A 21,223-nucleotide genomic window follows, 5' to 3' on the forward strand; every position below is an offset into this window, starting at 1 on the left:
AAAAACAAGTCCATAACCCATGATATGGGTTATGGACTTGTTTGGTTCATTAGATTGGTGCTGAAACAGCAACAACACTAATCTGATATTGCCCAGACGAGTTGAATGTAATTTTGAATGTCGAATCCATGCTTGGACTCGTTATAGTACTAAAGTTCTTGGAATAAATTAAAAGTAGCTCCCCATCCACACTACTACTTAATGCGGTTAGACCACCACTATCTCTATACTGGGACAAATCCAAATCACTTTTGGTGATGGAAGTTCCGTCTGTTCTGGTAATCTTAAAATAATATTGGATATTCTTAAAGTCCTGACTAACGGTTGCGCGAAGCTTGAGATCCTTGCTGTCCCCGCTATTTACGGTTTGAAGCGGAAGTGCCTCCAATTCATGGTTGCTTGAATCCAACCATTTCAATACATAGGTAGGTTCTGCCGGGGCATTCACCTTGAAAGTCGCTGTAATTTTATTGGATAAAGGCGTGTAAGAATAGTCGGCATACGCTGGGGCCGCCATAGTAAACAATGCGGTAGATAGAAGTACTGCCTTAACAAATTTCGGGATTCTCATAGGTATTGATCTCCTTTTTATCTCCAAGGGGAAAAACCGGATTCTCCCGGCTCTCTCCCGCTATTGCAGACTTTTCACAATCTTGACTTAAGCTGGTGAATTTAGAGCAACTACGCTGATCTCGTACTCACCCGTGTTGTTGAATTTCAGATTGTACAAGAAGTCATGCACTGGTGAAGTGACCGTTTGATAATACCTTGTATAAATAGCCAGTTTGCCATCACCGCCAACTTCTCCGGTTCTTGGCGATCCAAGCGAATTGTTTACGTATTCGTTCAATTCCACATCATTTGCAGTAATTGCAGTTCCGTCTGTACGGGTGATGGTAAACAACAATTGGATATCTGTATAGGTCTTGGATGTCGTTGCACGAACCTTAACATCCTTGTTTTCTCCGCTAGTCACAGTTTGCAACGGCAGCGTTTCCAGTTCTGCGTTCGCATCATCCACCCACTTTAGCACAAAGGATGGAGCAACAGGATTTACCTTGAAACTGGCCGTAATCGTATTGGATACCGGTCTTCCGGAAGCTGCATACGTAGGGCTGGCCGCCAAGAGCAAGGCAGAGGATAATAACAGAGCTTTTGTTAATTTATTCCTTTTCAACATGAGAGAACACTCCTTTTTCTTAATCAAAATGTTTATGTTTCACAGCACTTATCTGCACGGAGTATGTCCCCGGAGCATTGAATTTCACCTCAAACGAGATTGTTTCCTTGCTGACAACGGCAGCATCATCGGACTTCGTAATAAGCCAGCCATTGCCGACATCGTATGATGTATATCCTGGCGTACTGATCAGCTCTATATCAGATGAAGAGCCGTTTTCATCAGTCCATTCAAGCAAGTAACTGGCGTGATTAACGGTCGTTGCTATTTCAGGAACAGGCTGAGATGTGAAGGATACCGTTTTGCTCACACCAGGCGTGGTTACGACAATCCCCGAATTTTCTGACCCTACCTGCAGTTTCAATGGCAGTCTAACATCCAATTTCAACTGAGATTTTTCGGAGATACCTTCAACCTGACCTGTGAACAGATATATTCCTGGTTCATTAATGAGGACTTCATTATTCGTGATATGCACATCTTTGGGTGCAGTCCAAATTACTGTTTTCATAACGGTACTGCCATCAGGCATCCGGACAGACACTTGCGTCGGAAGCTGATAGGCCTCAGCAACCTCCTGAATTTTGGCGATTGTTGAAACCACTGGTCCTGTTGGACTTACACTCCCCCCAGAACTGCCGCCAGTAGTTGTTCCACCCGTAGAAACCGTAGGTTGTACGTCTCGAGGTTTCCCATTAATGAGTTGGATCTTGCCCTGATTCCCACTGTAATCCTTGACCAAATTCGGAACGAGCTGCTTGTCCGGAACAATAATATCGTTGATTACGCTAGTTTGCTGGAGAACAATCTCAGAATCCTTAACCGCTTTTTGTGCCACAGTTAATGAGTCAACGGAAGTCGTGCCTGTCAAAGTTAACTTGGTAGCCACATTCAATTCCATTCCTTTGATCTTGGCATTCTCAAAAACCAGCGAGGTTTTGGTATTCCCATTAGTCAATACCTGTCCATCCACTGAAAGGTTTTTGATGGTTAGTTCATCACCCAAAATGATCAAATTCCCCGTAATATGCAGATCTCCACCATCAAATACAAGATTCTTTTTGGAAGCAGGCACCGTTAAATCCACAATGTTCTGAATCTTGTAATCCGGTGTCAGCGCGACCTTCAAGGTCGCCCCTTCGAGGAACTGCTTGTTGGCAGCGGTCAGCAGTTTTTGAATCTCGTCTGTCACCGGATATTTGAAAGCACCGATACGGACAGTACTCTCATTAATAATGGTGAGTTCCATCTCCCTCGTTTTCGGTTCTTCAAGTGCCTGAATCAAACGAGTCAAAAAGACAGCGATTTCCTGTCGTTCCGTTGGTCTATCCAAAGCCAACTTTTGACCATCCCCCTGCAACAAACCGATTTCCATGGATGTTTCAATGCTTTGCTTGCTGACAGGATCACTTACTTCACGATCCGACAGTACGGCAGTCCCTTTTCCTTGGGCTCCAGTGGCTTGGACAAAGATGGACAACAACTCTTCCCGAGTTACCAGATCTGTTGGCCGAAACGGCTCATTTGGATTGCCCATCAGTCCTTGGCTCTGAACTCGTTGGATGCTGTTTGCAGACCAACTGCTTGCACGAACATCCGGAGGCAGCACGGATGTAGATTCATTGGCCGGTAACTGGAGAGTCCGTACAAGCAATTCAGCCACCTCTTGACGAGTAATTTTTTTGCGCGGTTGATACGTCCCGTTATCATAGCCCTGGGTAATGCCCAGTTCGTTCAGATAAGCGATTGAGGCCAGAGACCAATTGGAGGCTTGATCTATATCCGAGAAAAGTTTTTCGGTAACTTGCGCGGATACAGCAGTCGCATGAAATTGACTTAACAAGAAAACACCAAGCGTTGTGCGTAAAAGCCATTTATTCAAAGATTTTTCTCTCCTTTTCGATAGTAAATTAGAGACCTAGAAATGTTGTGCTATATACAATGAAAGTTGAACCAATACATTTTCCATCCATGTTTTATCAATATATCAGGTCGTTCTGAACGGATTCTGAACAAGTTAATCTCGATATGGAATACAAAAAGAAGTCCAGATACACCCTTCAACGGATGTGCCTGGACTTCTTTATTAATGAATATATGATAGAAAATTTGAGCTAAGTCTCTATGACTCATTTGAATTGACTACTAAGATTCACATGTCGTCCGTTCAGGGAACTTGCCACCTTCTCTGAACAAACATCGAACCAGTCGCTGCGCGGCCCGATTAAAATAAAAACTCGGACTGACACCCTCCACCTGAACAGGTTCCAGTTCCTTCACACTTTCCTTGACCTTATTCATTTCAATGAGTCCCATCTTCCGCTCATTCGGTCCGAATCGATAAATAACCTTTTCATCGTCTTCCGTCTGTTTCACCAGCAGAATCATTGACGCCATACAGGTTACCCCCTATCGTTACGTTGTGAGATTCCAATGACCACTTGCTTACTATTAATTATTACCCAGAATGGATTGGAAACATATAGGGCTTTAGTTATTTATATTAACGTTAAAACTCCTAATTTTAATTATCTTGAATGAAATATTTTGACGAAAAATAAACAAAAACAGGCTTGGATATACCAAACCTGCCCTATTACCTTGCATCTAAAGGAATCAGAAGTCTCATGCTTCATCGATCCTGTTACAAACGTGGGTCCACCGGTTCAGACTCCAGAGCCAATGTCCCGAGAACACATTCATGCACCCTTTCCACGGGCTCCATGCGCACAAAACGCTCGATTCCCTCCATGCCCAAGGCACTTTCCATCAGAGCGTGGCGCTCTTTTTTGGACGTTTTGCGTTTGCTGAGCCGGGACAAATTATCCGGTGCAAGGTAATCCATGCCATAAATGATGTGCAAATACGCACGACCTCGTACTTTAATCGCAGGTTGGATCATTTTGTTGCCGTTCCAGGCACGGAATGTTTCCGGCTTGATGACAATACCTTCATGTCCTTCTGCCGTGATTTCATCCCACCAACGAATGACCTCATCTTCATCTGCCCTACCTGCAATTACGCGATATTCTGTTTCCATCATCATCGTAGACATCCGAGAGAACTCACGATTTTGCTCCATATGCCATTCATGTGTCTGATCCCAGAACGCTCCGGTGCTATGTGCCAAGGTATGAAACGGCGCAATACGAATATCTCCGATGTCCTCTACATCCCAGCAATATTTCTGAAATACGTCGCGGAATGTTCTAGCATTGGCAAGCTTACGTTCTGTGTCCTGCAACCACTCCCCCACATCTCGGCCTTCCATCTCGGCTTCACGCAATTTGGTTACCACCAATTCCCGATCCATCAATGAGGCCTCCGCTACATGTGCATACTGCGATGAGATCAGCTCACGCGCTTTCAGATTCCAAGGTACAATCTCTGCATCGAGTAATACGAACTCCGTCTGATGACGGTCAAAATAATCCGCTGCGATCAAATCCGCATGTAATCTTGATAACACCTTCTGCTCAATCGTCCGGTCAAAAAAGGAACGTCCTGTCCGGGTCACAATGTTCCCCAGCATTGATCTTCCCACCCGCTTCTCCGCTACTTGTTCGTCTCGGAACAGGAGCATAATGGCACGGCTTCCCATATGTTTCTTCTCCGCTACCATCCGAGTAACACCCTGAGATCGGTAGTACTGGAACGCATCCCGTGGATGTTCCAAATACCCTTCTACCGAAGAAGCTGTTGGTGGTGGGCTCATCGTAGGTGGGATATAAACTAGTTCCTCCAAAGGTACGGTAAAATGGGAAAACGTATCAATCGCCGCCTTCGCGACCTCAGCATGAATGGATACATCCAGCCGGGACCCGGTTTGCACTGTGAATCCTTCCTTGAACTTGCGCAAGTTAGGCGGGGCAAATCTTCGCCGTTCCCAACGTTTAAGTGGACTATCCGGATCTTGAGCGTAATCCTGCTTCGCAGGAACACTAATTGCTTCGCGTTCAGGCATCCGCCATGCTGTGAGCATACCACCAAAGACAACGCCTTGATCAATATTGACCGTATCATTCACTATCATGGGATATGGATGCGGATCGTGTCCCCAGACAATGCATTCACCCGAAGTGTGATCTACGTACCAATCCTTGCGAATCGGTCTACCGTGTTCATCCGTTCCCTCCACATCACCATAGCGGCAATAATCCTGAATGCGTTTGGACTGTTTCCCGATAAAGTGATCCCGAATCCCTGCATGTGCTACAACCACCTGACGTACACCATTTCTTGAAAAAATAAGATGCGATGGCGCATCAAGCAGAAATGTCCTTAGTTCTTCCCGTACTTGCAGTGCCGTCTCTTGGCCCCGCTCCTGCTCCAACTGAATAAGCTCGGCCTCCACATATTCATCGCCATGACTCAACGAAACGTCACGACCATCCAGATAACGTCCTATCTTCCAGCCATGATTGCTGTCGATCATGTAGGCCAGTCCGGATGCACAATGCCGCTGCCAGAACAATAGACATTTTAACGATTCTGGTCCCCGACTGGTTACGTCTCCAACTGAAACCAATTTCCGTCCTTCCGGATGATAGTAAAGACCACTTCCATCTTTATCCTCATATCCGAGTCGCAGAATTAATTCCATCATTTCATCATAACAGCCGTGAATGTCCCCAATGATGTCGATACCTGTATCCATATCAATCACAAGAGGGTTGGATGTACGGATAAACGAGAATTCATCGGGCTGTTTCAGTACATAATTAGCGTCGAAGCCATCTTCACGGACGGAGCGTAGTGTTCGTTTAAACTGCTGCAACTGTTGTTTCACCCTCTGACGTCCGCGCGGATACTCTCGCTGAACATCACGTTCGAGCAGTTCTTTTTCAGGGATATCCAGTACGACAGCAATCACGGGTACATGAGCTTTTCTGGCGATTTGAATCAAACGCTGACGATCCTCTGGATACAGATGGGTGGCATCAACCCAGGTCAGCTTGTTCAGACGGCAGCGGGCCCCAAGCATCGCCTCCATCGCTTCAAACGCCTTGGCAGATATTTGCTGATACTCGGCATAGATTACGTCTGCTTCGCTACGAGGCCGATGTTTCCAATCCACATACTCGTCATCTCCAATTAACATTCGGAATTGGTCAGATGAGACTGCTTCGGTTCTTCGGATGACACCTTCTACAACGAGACGATCCAACAACGTGCTTTTACCACTGTTCGAAGGCCCCACCAGAACAACGATGCCTGCATGCGGCAAGCGAATTTCACGCTGTCTTCGATCCAAGGCATTCGCCTCATCACCCTGGCACCTGACTGTATCTTCTATCTCATTAGGCTCCCTGTTGTTCTTCACGATCCATTCTCCTTTCTCCGCTCAAAAATGACCAGTTGTGTAGGTTGTCCGTATTCCTCTGCGTAATCACCAATACCCCTTATTTCAAAAGTATAATTCCCTTGAAGTGCCCATTCCTCACATCGTTCAGCCAATTCCGACCGAGTCCACTCGAAACGATGATCATGGTGACGGAAGTCCTCCTGCTCCATCGCGTACACTTCGTTGAACTCTTTGTTCGGAGTCGTCACCAGCAACACATCAGGTCGATAATCATTCATAATGGTATCCATAATTCCGTTCAAGCGATACGCTTCGATATGCTCTATCACTTCACACAGGATCATGACATCCTGATTTTGCATCTGTTCATCAAAATAATAGAGCGAACCGATCACAGGCTCTGGCATAGCAATGACCCCACTGCGATCTTCCAGCTTCGCAAAGCGCTCCATAGCCCGAAGCCGTGACTGACCTGATGGTTCAACGGCCAGAATGGATTCCACGCCCGAAATGTAGGCTAAGCGGGCAGAAAGCTTGCCTTCCCCGGCTCCCATATCGACAATACGTCGTTTGACTGGAAGACCTGTGACCACTTCCGTGATTGCACGATAACGCAGTTCATTTAATCTCACTGGTGACTCAGATCGCTCAACCTCACCTGCGGAGCCATCTTGAATCCCCTCATCACTCTCATTGATATCCTTATCCGAAATCTGATTCAACTCACCTGCCTGCTCAACCGAAACAGACAAAGCCCCTTCCTGAAGCTCATACTTCCGAATCAGTTCAGAAAATCGCAGTGTACGTCGGACAATAAGCTCTTTCAACGGATGGTTTTCCAGCCATCCTTCGCCATAACGTTTGATCTTATCAATCTCGTCTTCACTGATGAAATAATGTTTGTAGTTGTCCAACACTGGGATCAGCAGAAATAACTGACGCAGTGCATTTTGCACCGTGACCTGTCCATGCAGCCTAATACGACGGATTGAGCTTTTCTTTTTCAGATCAAACGTATAAGACAACTCATCTCGCTCAAGGGTAACCGCGTAGCCGAGTGATGAGAATAGTTCCTCCACAACCCGATCAGGGAGGTCCGATGCAACAGGTCCAAATGACAGTTCCATATCGAACGGATGCTCCACCCATTGCACATAGTCTTCCTTCGGTTTACCATTCAGCGCCGTCCCCAGTGCAGGACGTATGTAGGAGCAGAACAGACTGCTCGTCACAAATTCCCGGTCATTAATATATTGTGTGATGTCGTAACCGTTCGGAGTGCCTCTTACCAGATCAACAGGGTCAGGTTCGGCATGAATCAGCACTTCGGTTTCGCTCTCAGTATCGGTGATGTACACAATTCGTACGCGTACACCTTTTTCCATCCGGTCATATACGTTATGTGGATTCTTCGCCAGCAAACGCGATACAGCTCCTGACCCTGCTCCTCTTGCTTTCAACATTAGATGCATCAGTTCTCCTCCTTCTCCTTGTTATTCCTTTGCCGCCCCCACCTCTTGCAGTGCAAAACGGAAAATCCGGTCCAGTTCTTCATATTGAATAATCTGTTCATTCTCCAGCTGGGTGGCCAGTTTTTCAAAATGCGCGATCTTCTCCGCCAAAAAAGCATGTATCGCAGGTAGCTGCGGTTCCAGGTCGAGTTCCTCACCCGCCTTTTTCCGGCGCAGCAGTTCATGGATTTCCGTATAGAGCGGCGCGCTCTGAGGAACAAGCTCTTGCACCAGCTCTTCAAATGCCATCGGCGGCATCGCGTCATAACGTTCGATCCAGCCACAGGCGAGCAGTGGGCGCAGCACATAGAAATACTTTTTGATCTTCACCTGCTCACCCTGCAGATAATCCCGGAAGTTTCCCTTCGCCATATTCAGATAATGGTACATACAGGACTTTGGTGAGAAGGTCAAAGGCGATAGTGCACGAATATGCTCTGCCACGCTGTACGGTTCGTCATACTGAATCGGGGATTGCAGCCACTCCAGCAGCGGTGGATTCGACTTGCGAAACAGCTTCAAAGCTTTGCGTAAATCCCAACCATTAATATCAAGCTGATCACTGATCGGGCGTTCGATAACATCCCTTTTATCTTCAATGGACAAGTACCATTCCAGCGGTCTCACATACAGGAAACGAACATCATAATCGCTGTCCTGTGAAGGAAATCCCCATGCCCGACTGCCCGATTCACAGGCATAGATGATCCGCACCTGCTCCTCCTGTTCGATCTGCTTCAGCTGCTGTCTAATCGTATCTCTCATCTCTTCATGAACATGAGTCATCTCTGTGGCCTCCACATTTTCCAATTTAAATCTCTATCTCTCTCACCCGGTTCGCAAGTGTATCATATCCCGCTACAGTCTCAGCAATATACGTCAGTACCGTTTCACTCCACCCATAGATATAAAAGGTATTGCCATCCCGTGGCGGCACCATTGCCTGCTGATAAGGTGCAATATCCACAATATATGCTTTCAGGTCCGGATTCATCATCCGCCGATAACGTACAAGCTCAGCATATAACGGACTGCCTTCATTCTGCTGTTCATCGGTGATCATAATGATCTGATCCACTTTCTCTCCAATATCCCGAAGCTCTCGTACAGGCCGTCCCGTGTCAGTTCCACCTTGTGCGCGAATCCGATGAGCTTGAGAAAGAATACTTTCATCCATCTTGGGACGAGCATCCTCAACCATATGGTCGAATAACCAGAACAGCGAGTTGCCTCGTGTTTGTTTATATAGCGCCAGTGCCAGCACCGATCCAATTCGCAAATAATCCCCTTGCATGGAACCGGAGCGGTCCAGGAAAATGGCGGTTCTTCCCGGCAACGATGGCAGGTTGCCAATCGATAGCTCCACCGCTTCCCGCAAAGCAGAGCGCAGCTCTTCTCTTGCGATCATTTCATATGCACTGGCGAATCGGAAAGGTAAGATGCGCGACTTGCGCAGGGCTTCTGCATCCGTTAGACGACCCGTTACGTAATCGATATTTTTCGATTTCTCAAACACTCCCGCCCGATCCATCGCATTCAGATGACGTAACAATGCAAAGGTGGGCATCTGAGACATCAACGCCTCCCATACCGTACGTGTCGGCTGCATGATCGATGTGACCACCGAATACGGCAGTTTGCCTTTTTCGATCAGATGCATCCTACTTGCCGGGTTTGGGGTAGCCTTCAGCTTTTCCAGCGCCTGCAACTGCGGCAGGTCCGTAAGATCCACCTCATGTCCTCGCAAATAACGGAACAAGGCTTGCTGCTTCATATCTGTCGGCTTGGGGTGTGCTGTAGCGATCATATCGCCCAGACTGTATCCACGTCCGCGCCCGTTGTATTTGATTGCCCAATATTCAGTGATGCCGTTCAAAAATTGACTCACCTGGCGCTTCACCGCTCGACCGCCCTGTCCTCGCCCCGTTCCTCTTAGAATCGTCAGAAAATCGGCCAAGTCAGCCTGTGTCTGTACCACCTTGGAGAATACTTTCGCAAACTGATCCGGGTCCACCTTGGACAAGAGTGCCAGCCCGTATAGAGGCTGTAACCGCATCAAGCCTTCATTACGAGCATAGACCAGCGCCCGCGCCATAAACCCTGCATCGACCTCAGCCATCTCCTGATGACTGACCATCGCATCATCCATCAGTTGCTGTGTGTCTGCATAAAACGTATTGTTCAATGTATTGGTCATCAACATCTGTATATATTGTTCCTCCACCAAACGGTCATAGGCTCCGTAACCCCCATGATTACGTGTCGTTGGCTGAGGTTGATTAAATAATTGTTTTGCTCTGCTCATCACTCATGACCTCCCGGTGTGAGTCTATTTACTGATATTCCATAATAAAATGTTCCGAGGAAAAAGGTGGGAAGGTATAATACCCGCTCTACCGCTGAGCTACACCGCCATGAACGGCGGCGATTGGATTCGAACCAACGACCTGGTCGATTAACAGTCGAAGTAACCCTCCCTGGCGCCTCGGAACCTTGATCCGCAGAGTTTGTTGCTGCCCCGCTTCACAACCTTATTATGCCTCACACATTTGCACGCGAACATGGCGAAAGTATGGCGACGAATCAATTTCATAACTCATTAAATTATCGTTTTGTAACGATTGAAGCAGCTAAAGGTATTATGAAATTGATTCAACCTCCATAAGTTTAAAATGAAACCAACCACTCATCCTGATACAATGTAGGGATATAGTAAATGGGCAGATCACCAATGTTTCTATATAACGAAGAATTGTTCTGCCAACATAGTCATCCATACATCCGCCTGACTCCAGGCCACCAAGGAGTGAATATTCATGGCTAAAGAGAGCTTTGACAAAGAAATTCAATTCCTGCGCATGCTGTCCCTGACAAGTGGTGCGTACAACCGTAAACAGTATGCCGAACGGCTCGGCATCTCCGTACATACATTTGATAAAACCCAGCGTAGATTAAAAGAAATCATGCAGACCGTCGCTGACCAACGCTCAGGCTCGGAACCAAACAAAGAAATGGCGGACCTTGTTCGCTTCCAGTACGGAGAATCTGCTGAGCCTATGCTGCTCTTCCTCTTTCGAGCCAAGTCGATGAAAGAGACTGAAGTGCAGCGACTTTCTGTCCTTTTGCATACCCTGCAAGATCAAGCTTTAACCGCAATGGAATTACTGGATGCCTGCTGCGCTGAACTTCCAGAGGAACTGGCGCTGCCTGACGAAAAGACCATTCGCTCCGATCTGAAGTATCTGGAAGAAGTGGGGGTGATCCGCAAGGAACCTGGCGGCAGGCCATATCGTTACCTTTTGCAGCAGGACGTACTTACGGGTCTATCCGTGGAAGAACAGTTGGAGTTGTATGATTTTGTGGATATTATGGCAAACACTCAGGTTCCGTCCGTACAAGGCTATATATTGCGGGACAGTCTCAAAAAGGCCATTGCCGCAAGTTATCCGCAGGAAGAAGCCACCGAGCCATTCATATATAAATACCACTATTATTCACGCATTCTGGACGAAGCACATCTGTACACTCTGCTTAGTGCAATTCGCCAACGAAAACATGTCAAGTTTCTGTACTATTCACCCAAAAAACCGTCCAGCTACAGCTCGCAGAATACGAATCCACGCTTTGAACGGGAAGCAGGCGGACGATTCAACCGGATCGTACCGCTTGAAGTGGTCTATGACCATCAGTATGGTCGCTGGTATGTCATTGGATATCAGGGACGCCGTGGCTTTGTGAAATTCCGCATGGAAGGCATTACACAGCTGGAGGAACAGGATTCGATTGAAGAAGGATATATGCTCGAATTGAAACAACAGTGGGCCGAGATCAGCCGCTACAGCTGGCTGGTGGATACGGGGAACACCGTAACGGTTCAAGCACGATTCTTCCATCCTCAGGACGGCCAGCGTAACTTCATTCTGGATCGGGTTCGTTTGCAAGGCCAATGGGGAACGATTACGCCCGAAACGGAACATACCTTCCTGTATGAAATCCAGGTCAACGGTATCACCGAGATTAAGCCGTGGCTTCGGAGTTTTGGCTCAAGTTGTGAGGTGATCGCTCCACAGAGGCTGCGTCAGGAGATGATTAAGGAATGGAAGGAGATTGCGCAATATTATGAATCTGTTCGAGAAGATGTTCAACTACCAGATGATGACGAGATTGAATGAAACCGGACTGTTTACCTGGACATCCCAGGAACGGGCCTGGCTGCGCATGATGCTGAATCACCCTGCCGCACCAGAAGCACTAAACCCTGACACGTTGCACAAAATGCATGACATGCTGGATGCAGAGCAGGATCTGGACCTTCAGGATTACCTGACCGAAAAAGCCAAAAGTGAAGAAAACAGTGTCTTTCATCCGCTGCTCAAACCATTACGGCAGATGATTTTGCATCATCAGGGGTTTCGCTTGACAGGGCGTGTACGCAATGGACGAATCAGCCAGGATCAGTTTGGATACCCCTACAAGCTCGAATATTCCATGGTCAAAAAAGAATGGTACGTACTCTGGTATGCTCCACTCTACAGCAAACTGATGTCCACCAAGCTGCACAGCATCATTACCGCGGAAGCTCAGCCGCTTCAACCGGAAACTGCTTCTCAATATGCTGCCAAAATCGCGATTTTAACGGAAAACCGGAAGACGACCGTAATGATCGAAGTGCTGCCGGAGTTCAATCAGGAGTTGTCCCGAATTCTGTATGCCTTTTCCTGCTTCGAGAAGCAGGTGGAATTTGTGGAAGCCCAACAGACGTACCGCATTGAACTGACCATTCCGCGGAATGAGATGGATTATGTGCTGTCCAAAATGCGTTTTCTGGGCAAACGGGTACGGATTGCAGACAATGCTGCGCTTCGAGAGCGAATGTCCGAGACAGCCGCCAAAGTATTGGCACGCTATGCGAAAACCGAACTTGAAGCACTGCCTGAACGGACTTCTGGAGGAGTGCGCAGCCACACCATTGAAAAGCCTTTCGCCAATGCAGACGGCAGTGATTCTGCATAGCTCTTGTTAGTTGTGATTCGTTAAACGTCCAACTTATGCATAGGGGGACAAATAGCGTGTGTTCGTTTCATTAGAATAATATAATACAAAAAGGGCTGTCCCCCGTTATACTAACGACCTGAGGGACAGCCTCTTTGTTCATATGTTTTCTCTACGCGCCACTACCGGCAGCCGAGTTCCTTCTTTTATTAATCGCATGCACACCCATCACAGCCGCTATCAATTCATACGTGTCCAGATGTTCTGATTGGTTGTCTAACACAAATGCGCCTGAACCAAACCAGCCACTTGTACGCCTGAAGCTTGCCACAACTTTACCGCCCATCCCGGTGATATCATAATCATGTGAAAACGCCGGCGCGGAGACATCATACACACCACGTGGTCCTGCATCGTACTCATACTTCTTACTGAAAAAGCTGAACCTCGCCCGTAAGACACCCCACTCCCTTCCATCGGCTGAGGTCACATCCCAACGGTTACTAAACATGCGGAATTTACCACTGCAAATGATTCCCGAGTTATCGAATACATCAAGCGATGAACCAAAGGCACTTTTCAAATCGAGATGACCTGCCTGTTCCTGTTCATGGTTCATAATCTCGGTGTACCCTGCATTAAAGAAATTATCTCTGAAATAGAGTTCCATGGAATTCCTCCCTTACAAGAAATAAACCTTCTCCCTTATTGTAAAACGACATATATCCCTATTTACGTATAAGAACTGGAAATTGCTTCAAATAAAAAATCTGCCAGCTAAATTGCAGCTGACAGATTTTTATCTTAAACTTCAACTTTTTTATTATTCAGATACACAGCAACACCAACCAAAATCACGGCCACGATGATTTCAAAAATAATACTGGCCCATGTTCCATCTGACCATGTAATCCGATTGGACGTAAAGGAGAGCGCTGTGCTTTCTTCAGTGAAATGAAATAATTCGTTCGAATTAAAACGACCCGAGAAGATGATATTCTCCAGCCAGCTAATGACATTGACTAGTACGAAAAATGCGACAATACTAATCCACGGTCCTGTTTTAAAGCGGAAGCTGCCTCCGATAGAAATGGAGAGAAAGATGATTATGATACTGAACATAGCCACCCACCAGAGAAACAGCAACACATTGAGAATCTCCGAAAGATGAATACCCGAATCGTTAATGTAGCTGGTAAAGTTAATCCCTGTATGCGTTGTACTGTAAATAAAGTAGTGAATGGCAGCAACAACCATTAAGCCCAACCAGCAGAGTGTTCCGAATATGATCGGAGACAAGACGTGAGACAGCCCTGTTACCGGCACAAGACGGCGGTTGAACGAACGGATATTGGATCGGTATGTCTTGATCATTTTCACATAAATAGCCACACCTGCTCCGACATATGCAATGACACCTACAACACTCCCTGTTACTTCAGAAAAAAACAATGCCAGCCCAATCTGAACGATAATCAATACGGCTAGCCCAGCCAACAATGTATTCCAATTCCTTCTAAAGTCATACTTCAGCAGTGTCATCATTCCGCATAGACCTCCTTGAACATTTCATCCACACTTTTACCGTACTTGAGACGCAGTGTCTCCACTTCTTCCCGCATTACCAATTCCCCTTCACGGATGAAGATCACTTCATCAAAAATTCGTTCAATATCCGTTACGAGATGTGTAGAGATGATCAGACTGCTGTCTTCGTCATAGAACTTCACAATCGCATCCAGAATTTTGCCACGTGCAACCGGGTCTACCCCGCCAATCGGTTCATCGAGCAGATAAAGACGAGCTTTACGGGAAAGAGCCAGTGTTAATTGCAGTCGTTCATTCATGCCTTTCGACAGATGTCTTACCTTATCTCCCTCTCCAAGCTTCATGAAATCAAGCATCTCTCTCGCTTTCTCTTGATCAAAATCAGCGTAGAAATCGCGGTAATACGCAATCGCGTCCCGTACCTTCATCCAACTCTCGGTCAATGGGCGGTCCGGCATAAAGGATACCAGCGACTTCGTTTCCAAACCTACCGCTTTTCCCGTAACACGAACATCTCCACTGCTGGGGTGCAGAAGCCCTGCAACCAGCTTCATCAAAGTACTTTTACCGCTGCCGTTACTGCCCAGCAGACCTACAATTCGGCCTGGTGCGATATCAAGCGTGATGTCATGAAGTGCTTTCTTGCCGCCATACGTTTTGCTCACATGGTTCAGCTCAAGAATATTACTCATTCCCTGTTCCTCCTCTTCCATCACGATGCAGTGATTGCTTTCCCTCTGCAACGGCATCCGCCACGATATTTACGATATCCTGTTCTTCGATGCCCAGTTCCTGCATTCCTGTCAGAAAACGCTCCAGCAATTCACCAGCCATCTCTTTTTGATCGTCATAATTTTCGACTCCTCACTTGTCACGTATCGACCCAGACCCCGCTTGGTTTCAACCACTTCTTCCCGCTCCAACTCCTGAAATGTTCGCTGTACTGTATTGGGATTGATCTGTAATTCGGCCGCGAGCTCACGAACCGAAGGAATTTTATCGCCTGCCTTAAGTGTTCCGGTCACAATCTGTCTTTTGATGTACTGCATAATCTGCAGGTAGATTGGCAAGTTGTTGTCAAATTCGATGCTCACAATGTCCTCGCTCCTCTCTGTATCTGTGTGTTAGTTACATAGTACACTAGTGATTTGTTGTTGTAAAGCCCATTTATTTAAAATGGCTTCAAATGCAAAAAAAAGAACAGATCCTCAGATCTGCTCTTATTACTCTTGATTCTTTCAACTTCGTTCATTGTATGATGTAATCGGTCTGACAAGAAGTTTTCTATACGATATCCAAAGGCACTTTGCCCTTAGGTGCAGGGAATGCCTCATTCAACCGAACCATTTCATCTTGGGTCAAAATAACATCCATCGCCGCAGCATTTTCTGCAACATGATTCAGCTGTACAGCTTTCGGGATCGCCAGTATGTCTCCATCCCTAATAACCCAGGATAACGCAATTTGCGAAGGACTGACTCCTCGATCCTTAGCAATCTCACGGATGACTGAATGCTCCAGTAACTCTTTACGAAGCCTTCCTCCCTGGGCCAGTGGACAATATGCCATCACAGGAATACGGCGTTCCCTCAACCAGGGAAGAAGCTCGTATTCTATACCACGAGAAGCTGCATGATACAGCACCTGATTCACTGCACAATGCTGACCACTTGGAACGTTCCAGAGCTCCTGCATGTCCTCTGTATCCAGATTCGAGACACCCCAGCGCAGAATTTTGCCTGATTGTTTCAACTGTTCCAGAGCTTCAACCGTCTCTTCCAACGGCACACCTCCACGCCAGTGCAGCAAGTACAGATCCAAGCGATCTGTACCCAAACGCGAAAGGCTGCGCTCACAAGCGGTAATCATCTGCTTCCGATCCGCATGGTGAGGATATACCTTGGATACCAGAAATACATCATCGCGACAGTCTTTTATCGCTTCACCAGTGACCTCTTCCGCCCCGCCTTCAGCATACATCTCAGCCGTATCTATTACTGTCATTCCACGTTCAATACCATGACGCAGTGCCTGAACTTCTTCTCTCCGACTGGATTGTTTCTCACCCATGTACCATGTTCCCTGTCCGATTGCAGGTAATGTTGTCCCATCGGGTAGCTGGATCGTACGCATCTGATTTCCTTGTTGCATCTGTACTCCTCCAATCTGAGAATACTCTTCTTCCTATCTATTGATTATTAAACAGATCAAAGCTACTCCCTTCACTCGCCCTTTCATTCGATCGCTTCCAACGCTCCACCATCATGATATACAACTGATCCAGTGGTAACGTGAGGCTGCTCTGGGCAATGCTTACCGTAGCATCGACCATGCTGCTATTTACCGTCATTAATTTGCGCTTCATCCCATTCTGACGATCCAGAAACGCTTTCTCGTCCCACAATTTAACCCCAATCATCTTCTGTCCCATGAATTCATACATAAAAATATTCTCAACATCTTTCCAGGCAATTAACCCTCCTGATGTGTAAGAAGATGAATCCACAAACCCATGTTCATCGACAACAAAGGAAGGTTCCTTCTTAATCATCTTCACCAGGCTGTAGCAGAGACAAAGCCCAAAAAATAAAATGGAGAACAAGCCTATAACGGAAGAAATGGCAGATCCCTTGGCTGAAGAATCATCAAACATCAAAAAAAATCCGGCTGCTACAAAAAGTGCCGCCCCTACTGTAAGCCATGCCATTCGTTTCCGGCTCGGGTATTCCACGTGCTGTTGATCATAGGATGTGGACAAAGTGATGCTCCTCCTTCATGGTGACTGAGACAAGAATGATCTATATAAAAGGGGTACAGCTCATTAAATGAGCTGGATTACCAAATATACTTAAATAGCATTGTTCATTAAACATATTCAACTGACATTAAACATCATTTTCAGACAGCTTTTCGTCTATTTCATGACTATTCAACATTAGGATTCGTCATGCTTCCAATAATTCCTTTCGGGCACAGGCGATATTGTTAAGAAATAGGAGTACGTTCGTTAGAATCGTGTTGTCCTGCCTCATGCTTTCCGTTAATATAAATGGAAAGGTTAGGAAATTAAAACAATCTGAATCGTGGTGGGAGGACAAACAATGAAGAGTCTGCGCGGCATAACATCGGAAGATCTTTTTCAAATTACATGGGTTAATGATCCAACTCCGTCTCCTCAGGGCGGACAATTGGTATATGTAAGTCGGAAAACAAATGAAGCACGAGACGGTTATTCTTCTCACCTGAGACTCCTTAACCTGGAGAACCAGAAGGAAAGACCTTTCACATCTGGGGATAAGGATCACGCTCCTGCTTGGTCGCCGGATGGTTCACAGCTTGCTTTTTTACGAGAGCATGAAGGCAAAACACAAGTGTGGCTGATCGCCTCAGATGGTGGAGAAGCACAACAAATCAGTCATTTGAAGCATGGCGTCAGCTCCCTGCTCTGGTCACCAGATGGGCTCAATTTGCTTGTTAAGTCATCTGTGGACATGAGTGAAAAAGACGAAGATGAAACTGAAGACATAGATAAAAAAATGCCGCAAGAACTTGTCGTGGATCGAATTCGAATGAAATCTGACAGCGGCGGACTGTGGAACGGTCGACGAACCCATCTCTTCCGTGTTCCAATCGAAGGCGGAGAAGCGATCCCTGTAACTACAGGCCATTATGACGTTGGGGATTATGCGTGGTCGCCGGATGGAGAGTCCATTGCCTGGATCGCTCAGTTTCCGGAAGAGGGCGAGGAGCATAACGATTACACCCTGACGAACCATGTGTATCGCGCTAAGGCTGACGGATCTGACGTGCAGCAGTTGACCCCGGAAGGATACTCTTTCGGCCGGCTGACGTACGCACCTGATGGACAATCCCTTGCACTGCTTGCTAGCGACCGCTCCTATGGAAATGCTACGTTGGTCAAGCTCTATACCCTTCCGATCTCAGGCGGCCAACCCGTATGTCTGAGCAAGGAATGGGATGTCCAGATCAATCACAGCCTCGTTGGTGATATGCGTTCACACCTGACCAATACGGGCCCGGTATTCAGTCGTGATGGTTCATCCATTCTCTGTCTTGCTACTATTGAAGGTAGCGTTCGGATTGCCCGATTTGCACAGGACGGCAGTCATGCCGAATACATCTTGCCGGACGAGAAAGAGTTCTATCAATTTGCTGAGCTGGAAAATGGACAGATTGTGGCAGGCGTAGCAGACGTACTTCATCCTGGTGATCTCTTTCTGTATACCCAACCTGATGAAGTTGGGGCCGAGCCTATACAATTGACCCATAGCAATCCTCAACTGGATGAAGAAATCCAACTTAGCACACCGGAGACCTTCTGGTTCGATTCCTCTGATGGCCTGCGACTGCAAGGCTGGATGCTCAAACCGGCTGGCATGGTGGAAGGGGTCAAAGTCCCAACTATCCTTGAGATTCATGGCGGTCCACATATGATGTATGGCTTTACGTTTATGCATGAGTTCCAGATCCTCGCAGCACAGGGCTATGCTGTTGTATATATCAATCCAAGAGGTGGGCTCGGATACGGGCAGCAATTCGTGAATGCCTGCCGGGGTGACTATGGCGGCGGGGATTATCGTGATCTGATGGAAGCCATGGATTATGCGTTGTCCCGATATTCGTTTATCGACGAGTCCCGTCTGGGCGTCACTGGCGGCAGCTATGGTGGCTTTATGACCAACTGGATCGTTGGACATACTGACCGTTTCAAGGCAGCCGTCACTCAGCGCTCCATCTCTAACTGGCTCTCGTTCTACGGAGTCAGTGATATTGGATTCTTTTTCACGGAAGACCAGATTGGCGGTAATGCATGGGATGACACCGAGAAGTTATGGAAACACTCCCCGCTTGCATATGTGGGTAATGTCAGCACGCCGCTGCTGATTTTGCATGGTGAGCAGGATCTGCGTTGTCCGATTGAACAGGCTGAACAACTGTATGTTGCCTTGAAGCGGCGCAAACAGACCACTCGGTTCGTTCGTTTCCCGGGAGCCAATCACGAGCTGTCTCGCGGAGGTCACCCGCACTTAAGGGTACGTCGTCTGGAGCATATTGCCGGATGGTTTAACGAGCACTTGTAACGCCATCATTAAGATCACATTTATGAAATAAAAAATAAATATTCTTCCTCTTGCTCTTCATGTCTGCCTGTGCGAGAAGAATTCAGGATCAGCAAAAAAACCACCAGTAGAATCGGTCATATCCTGACCTTATCTGGTGGTTTTTACTGTTTGGACGTTTGGAAATGGGACAGTTACTGCTTCACTGTCCATACGCACACTCGAATCATTGTTATTGCATGAACAAAATCATGGAAGCAGCCCTATATAAAATGGAATCCATCTGCTGGTTACAAGTTGCGAAATCACCAAATTTATTAGATAATAATCTGTCGATTGTAGTCGAAGGAACGGATTTCAAGGGGGATTTAAGCAATGAGCAAGAACAATAATCATACATTTGACGAGCCGATTAATCGGCTCTCCACGGGATCAGAGAAATGGGATGCGCTTGAGGAGATTTTTGGTGTTGCAGATGCACTCCCCATGTGGGTTGCCGATATGGATTTCGCCGCTCCGCCGTCGGTCATTCAAGCGTTGAAGACTCGAATGGAACATGGGATTTTTGGCTATACGGTGCGAACAGATGCGTATCACGCTGCGCTATCGGGATGGATGGAGCGCCGTCACAACTGGAGTATTAACAATGAATGGGTTGTATTCACCCCAGGTATTGTGCCTGCACTCAGCATTGCTGTACAACGGTTCACCGTACCGGGAGATGCAGTAGTAATTCAGACTCCGGTGTATGCACCCTTCTATGATGTGGTACGTGGTCAAGGCAGAGAACTGATGACCAATTCATTGGTAGAGAACGATGGACATTACTCCATGGATTTGGAACATCTGGAATCCTGCCTGAAGACGGGTCGGGTCAAAATGTTAATTCTGTGCAGTCCTCACAACCCGATTGGACGGGTATGGACTCATGAAGAACTTCAAAGCCTTACTGCACTTTGCGTGCAATATAATGTAATTATCGTTTCGGATGAGATTCATGCCGATCTGGTACACCAACGCGGGGCGCATACTCCATTGGCCCTTATTTCTGAAGCTGTCGCTGATCTTAGCATCATCTGTACAGCACCAAGCAAAACGTTCAACATTCCAGGTCTCTGCACCTCCAATATCATCATTCCAAACGCCCAGCTGCGGGAATCATTCATGCAAGGCGTGAAAACGATGGGACTTGCCAACATCTCCACGTTGGGAGCAGTTGCAGCCGAAGCGGCCTACAACGGCGCTGAAGAATGGCTGGATGACTGTCTTGCCTATATCCGCGGAAATATGGAATACGTGCAGGAGTATGTCGCAGAGCATATGCCGCAAATCGGAATCCAACTTCCAGAAGCGACTTACCTGCTGTGGATGGATTTCCGAAAGTTGAATATTCCACATGCGCAGCTGTGTACGATGCTGCTCAAGGAAGCGGGACTCGCCTTCAATGATGGAAGTATCTTCGGAGCAGAAGGCACAGGATTCATGCGCATAAATTTGGCCTGCCCACGTTCAACAGTGGAAGAAGCCATGCGCAGATTGTCTGTGCTAATGGGCAGGCTGTCGACCAAGTAAGTTGAAATACGTTAAAGTAAATTAAAGACGCTAA

General features: G+C 47.0%; 18 protein-coding genes and 1 pseudogene. 5 read left to right on the plus strand and 14 right to left on the minus strand.

The annotated features are described in order from the left end of the window. Positions 1 to 49: 49 nt before the first annotated feature. The 8 genes from ACR1R9_RS21710 to ACR1R9_RS21745 all read right to left on the minus strand — a co-directional run bounded on the left by ACR1R9_RS21710 (position 50) and on the right by ACR1R9_RS21745 (position 10,301). A complete protein-coding gene (locus ACR1R9_RS21710) occupies positions 50 to 571 on the minus strand; it encodes a hypothetical protein (protein WP_433922748.1) in 522 nt (173 codons plus the stop codon). A gap of 87 nt (positions 572 to 658) precedes the next feature. Further along, positions 659 to 1,180, minus strand: a complete 522-nt coding sequence (locus tag ACR1R9_RS21715; RefSeq protein ID WP_433922747.1) for a hypothetical protein — start codon at positions 1,178 to 1,180, stop codon at positions 659 to 661. A gap of 19 nt (positions 1,181 to 1,199) precedes the next feature. Then, the gene (locus ACR1R9_RS21720) at positions 1,200 to 3,062 is read right to left on the minus strand and encodes an S-layer homology domain-containing protein (protein WP_433922746.1); all 1,863 of its coding nucleotides are present in this window, start codon (positions 3,060 to 3,062) and stop codon (positions 1,200 to 1,202) included. A gap of 263 nt (positions 3,063 to 3,325) precedes the next feature. Continuing rightward, entirely contained in the window at positions 3,326 to 3,577 is a 252-nt protein-coding gene (locus tag ACR1R9_RS21725; protein ID WP_063567677.1) for a hypothetical protein, read from the minus strand. A gap of 247 nt (positions 3,578 to 3,824) precedes the next feature. Then, the gene (locus tag ACR1R9_RS21730) at positions 3,825 to 6,434 is read right to left on the minus strand and encodes a polynucleotide kinase-phosphatase (protein WP_433923668.1); all 2,610 of its coding nucleotides are present in this window, start codon (positions 6,432 to 6,434) and stop codon (positions 3,825 to 3,827) included. Positions 6,435 to 6,499: 65 nt separating this feature from the next. Continuing rightward, positions 6,500 to 7,957 carry a 3' terminal RNA ribose 2'-O-methyltransferase Hen1 gene (locus ACR1R9_RS21735; protein ID WP_433922745.1) on the minus strand — a complete coding sequence of 486 codons (1,458 nt, stop codon included), beginning with the start codon at positions 7,955 to 7,957 and terminating at the stop codon, positions 6,500 to 6,502. A gap of 21 nt (positions 7,958 to 7,978) precedes the next feature. Further along, the gene (locus ACR1R9_RS21740; RefSeq protein WP_433922744.1) at positions 7,979 to 8,782 is read right to left on the minus strand and encodes a nucleotidyltransferase domain-containing protein; all 804 of its coding nucleotides are present in this window, start codon (positions 8,780 to 8,782) and stop codon (positions 7,979 to 7,981) included. A 25-nt stretch (positions 8,783 to 8,807) separates the two neighbouring features. Beyond that, positions 8,808 to 10,301 carry a TROVE domain-containing protein gene (locus ACR1R9_RS21745; protein WP_433922743.1) on the minus strand — a complete coding sequence of 498 codons (1,494 nt, stop codon included), beginning with the start codon at positions 10,299 to 10,301 and terminating at the stop codon, positions 8,808 to 8,810. A 231-nt stretch (positions 10,302 to 10,532) separates the two neighbouring features. Between ACR1R9_RS21745 and ACR1R9_RS21750 the strand changes: the two genes are divergently transcribed. The 3 genes from ACR1R9_RS21750 to ACR1R9_RS21760 all read left to right on the plus strand — a co-directional run bounded on the left by ACR1R9_RS21750 (position 10,533) and on the right by ACR1R9_RS21760 (position 13,009). Continuing rightward, positions 10,533 to 10,661, plus strand: a complete 129-nt coding sequence (locus ACR1R9_RS21750) for a hypothetical protein (protein WP_433956393.1) — start codon at positions 10,533 to 10,535, stop codon at positions 10,659 to 10,661. Positions 10,662 to 10,812: 151 nt separating this feature from the next. Next, positions 10,813 to 12,168 (plus strand): helix-turn-helix transcriptional regulator, encoded by a 1,356-nt coding sequence (locus ACR1R9_RS21755; RefSeq protein WP_310852105.1) that lies wholly within the window; start codon positions 10,813 to 10,815, stop codon positions 12,166 to 12,168. Beyond that, entirely contained in the window at positions 12,116 to 13,009 is an 894-nt protein-coding gene (locus ACR1R9_RS21760) for a WYL domain-containing protein (protein WP_433922742.1), read from the plus strand. Before ACR1R9_RS21755 ends, ACR1R9_RS21760 begins: the two co-directional genes overlap by 53 nt. 151 nt (positions 13,010 to 13,160) lie before the next feature. On the opposite strand, the gene ACR1R9_RS21765 is transcribed toward ACR1R9_RS21760, so the two are convergent. The 6 genes and pseudogenes from ACR1R9_RS21765 to ACR1R9_RS21790 all read right to left on the minus strand — a co-directional run bounded on the left by ACR1R9_RS21765 (position 13,161) and on the right by ACR1R9_RS21790 (position 17,294). Continuing rightward, positions 13,161 to 13,658, minus strand: coding sequence for a hypothetical protein (locus ACR1R9_RS21765; RefSeq protein ID WP_433922741.1), 498 nt, complete (start codon positions 13,656 to 13,658; stop codon positions 13,161 to 13,163). A gap of 134 nt (positions 13,659 to 13,792) precedes the next feature. Then, positions 13,793 to 14,533 (minus strand): hypothetical protein, encoded by a 741-nt coding sequence (locus ACR1R9_RS21770; protein WP_099855646.1) that lies wholly within the window; start codon positions 14,531 to 14,533, stop codon positions 13,793 to 13,795. After that, complete coding sequence (locus ACR1R9_RS21775; RefSeq protein ID WP_063567684.1) at positions 14,530 to 15,228, minus strand: ABC transporter ATP-binding protein; 699 nt, start codon at positions 15,226 to 15,228, stop codon at positions 14,530 to 14,532. Before ACR1R9_RS21775 ends, ACR1R9_RS21770 begins: the two co-directional genes overlap by 4 nt. Then, positions 15,221 to 15,630 (minus strand): annotated as a pseudogene (locus tag ACR1R9_RS21780) (GntR family transcriptional regulator). Before ACR1R9_RS21780 ends, ACR1R9_RS21775 begins: the two are co-directional and overlap by 8 nt. 190 nt (positions 15,631 to 15,820) lie before the next feature. Then, positions 15,821 to 16,687, minus strand: a complete 867-nt coding sequence (locus tag ACR1R9_RS21785; RefSeq protein WP_099855644.1) for an aldo/keto reductase — start codon at positions 16,685 to 16,687, stop codon at positions 15,821 to 15,823. Between the two features lie 37 nt (positions 16,688 to 16,724). Further along, positions 16,725 to 17,294 (minus strand): STM3941 family protein, encoded by a 570-nt coding sequence (locus ACR1R9_RS21790; protein WP_083678977.1) that lies wholly within the window; start codon positions 17,292 to 17,294, stop codon positions 16,725 to 16,727. A 343-nt stretch (positions 17,295 to 17,637) separates the two neighbouring features. On the opposite strand from ACR1R9_RS21790, the gene ACR1R9_RS21795 reads away from it, so the two are divergent. Together ACR1R9_RS21795 and ACR1R9_RS21800 are read left to right on the plus strand one after the other, a co-directional pair. After that, positions 17,638 to 19,638, plus strand: a complete 2,001-nt coding sequence (locus ACR1R9_RS21795) for a S9 family peptidase (protein ID WP_433922740.1) — start codon at positions 17,638 to 17,640, stop codon at positions 19,636 to 19,638. Between the two features lie 354 nt (positions 19,639 to 19,992). Further along, positions 19,993 to 21,189 (plus strand): MalY/PatB family protein, encoded by a 1,197-nt coding sequence (locus ACR1R9_RS21800; RefSeq protein WP_433922739.1) that lies wholly within the window; start codon positions 19,993 to 19,995, stop codon positions 21,187 to 21,189. The last annotated feature ends 34 nt before the right edge of the window (positions 21,190 to 21,223 follow it).

It is taken from the genome of Paenibacillus taichungensis (assembly GCF_050994985.1).
Taxonomy (GTDB): domain Bacteria; phylum Bacillota; class Bacilli; order Paenibacillales; family Paenibacillaceae; genus Paenibacillus; species Paenibacillus taichungensis.

Excerpts from the sequence above, each read along its gene's own strand:
- ACR1R9_RS21710 (WP_433922748.1), bottom strand. The coding sequence starts at position 571 with ATGAGAATCCCGAAATTTGTTAAGGCAGTACTTCTATCTACCGCATTG.
- ACR1R9_RS21715 (WP_433922747.1), bottom strand. The coding sequence starts at position 1,180 with ATGTTGAAAAGGAATAAATTAACAAAAGCTCTGTTATTATCCTCTGCC.
- ACR1R9_RS21725 (WP_063567677.1), bottom strand. The coding sequence starts at position 3,577 with ATGGCGTCAATGATTCTGCTGGTGAAACAGACGGAAGACGATGAAAAG.
- ACR1R9_RS21735 (WP_433922745.1), bottom strand. The coding sequence starts at position 7,957 with ATGCATCTAATGTTGAAAGCAAGAGGAGCAGGGTCAGGAGCTGTATCG.
- ACR1R9_RS21740 (WP_433922744.1), bottom strand. The coding sequence starts at position 8,782 with ATGACTCATGTTCATGAAGAGATGAGAGATACGATTAGACAGCAGCTG.
- ACR1R9_RS21745 (WP_433922743.1), bottom strand. The coding sequence starts at position 10,301 with ATGAGCAGAGCAAAACAATTATTTAATCAACCTCAGCCAACGACACGT.
- ACR1R9_RS21750 (WP_433956393.1), top strand. The coding sequence starts at position 10,533 with ATGCCTCACACATTTGCACGCGAACATGGCGAAAGTATGGCGACGAAT.
- ACR1R9_RS21755 (WP_310852105.1), top strand. The coding sequence starts at position 10,813 with ATGGCTAAAGAGAGCTTTGACAAAGAAATTCAATTCCTGCGCATGCTG.
- ACR1R9_RS21760 (WP_433922742.1), top strand. The coding sequence starts at position 12,116 with ATGAATCTGTTCGAGAAGATGTTCAACTACCAGATGATGACGAGATTG.
- ACR1R9_RS21765 (WP_433922741.1), bottom strand. The coding sequence starts at position 13,658 with ATGGAACTCTATTTCAGAGATAATTTCTTTAATGCAGGGTACACCGAG.
- ACR1R9_RS21770 (WP_099855646.1), bottom strand. The coding sequence starts at position 14,533 with ATGATGACACTGCTGAAGTATGACTTTAGAAGGAATTGGAATACATTG.
- ACR1R9_RS21775 (WP_063567684.1), bottom strand. The coding sequence starts at position 15,228 with ATGAGTAATATTCTTGAGCTGAACCATGTGAGCAAAACGTATGGCGGC.
- ACR1R9_RS21785 (WP_099855644.1), bottom strand. The coding sequence starts at position 16,687 with ATGCAACAAGGAAATCAGATGCGTACGATCCAGCTACCCGATGGGACA.
- ACR1R9_RS21795 (WP_433922740.1), top strand. The coding sequence starts at position 17,638 with ATGAAGAGTCTGCGCGGCATAACATCGGAAGATCTTTTTCAAATTACA.
- ACR1R9_RS21800 (WP_433922739.1), top strand. The coding sequence starts at position 19,993 with ATGAGCAAGAACAATAATCATACATTTGACGAGCCGATTAATCGGCTC.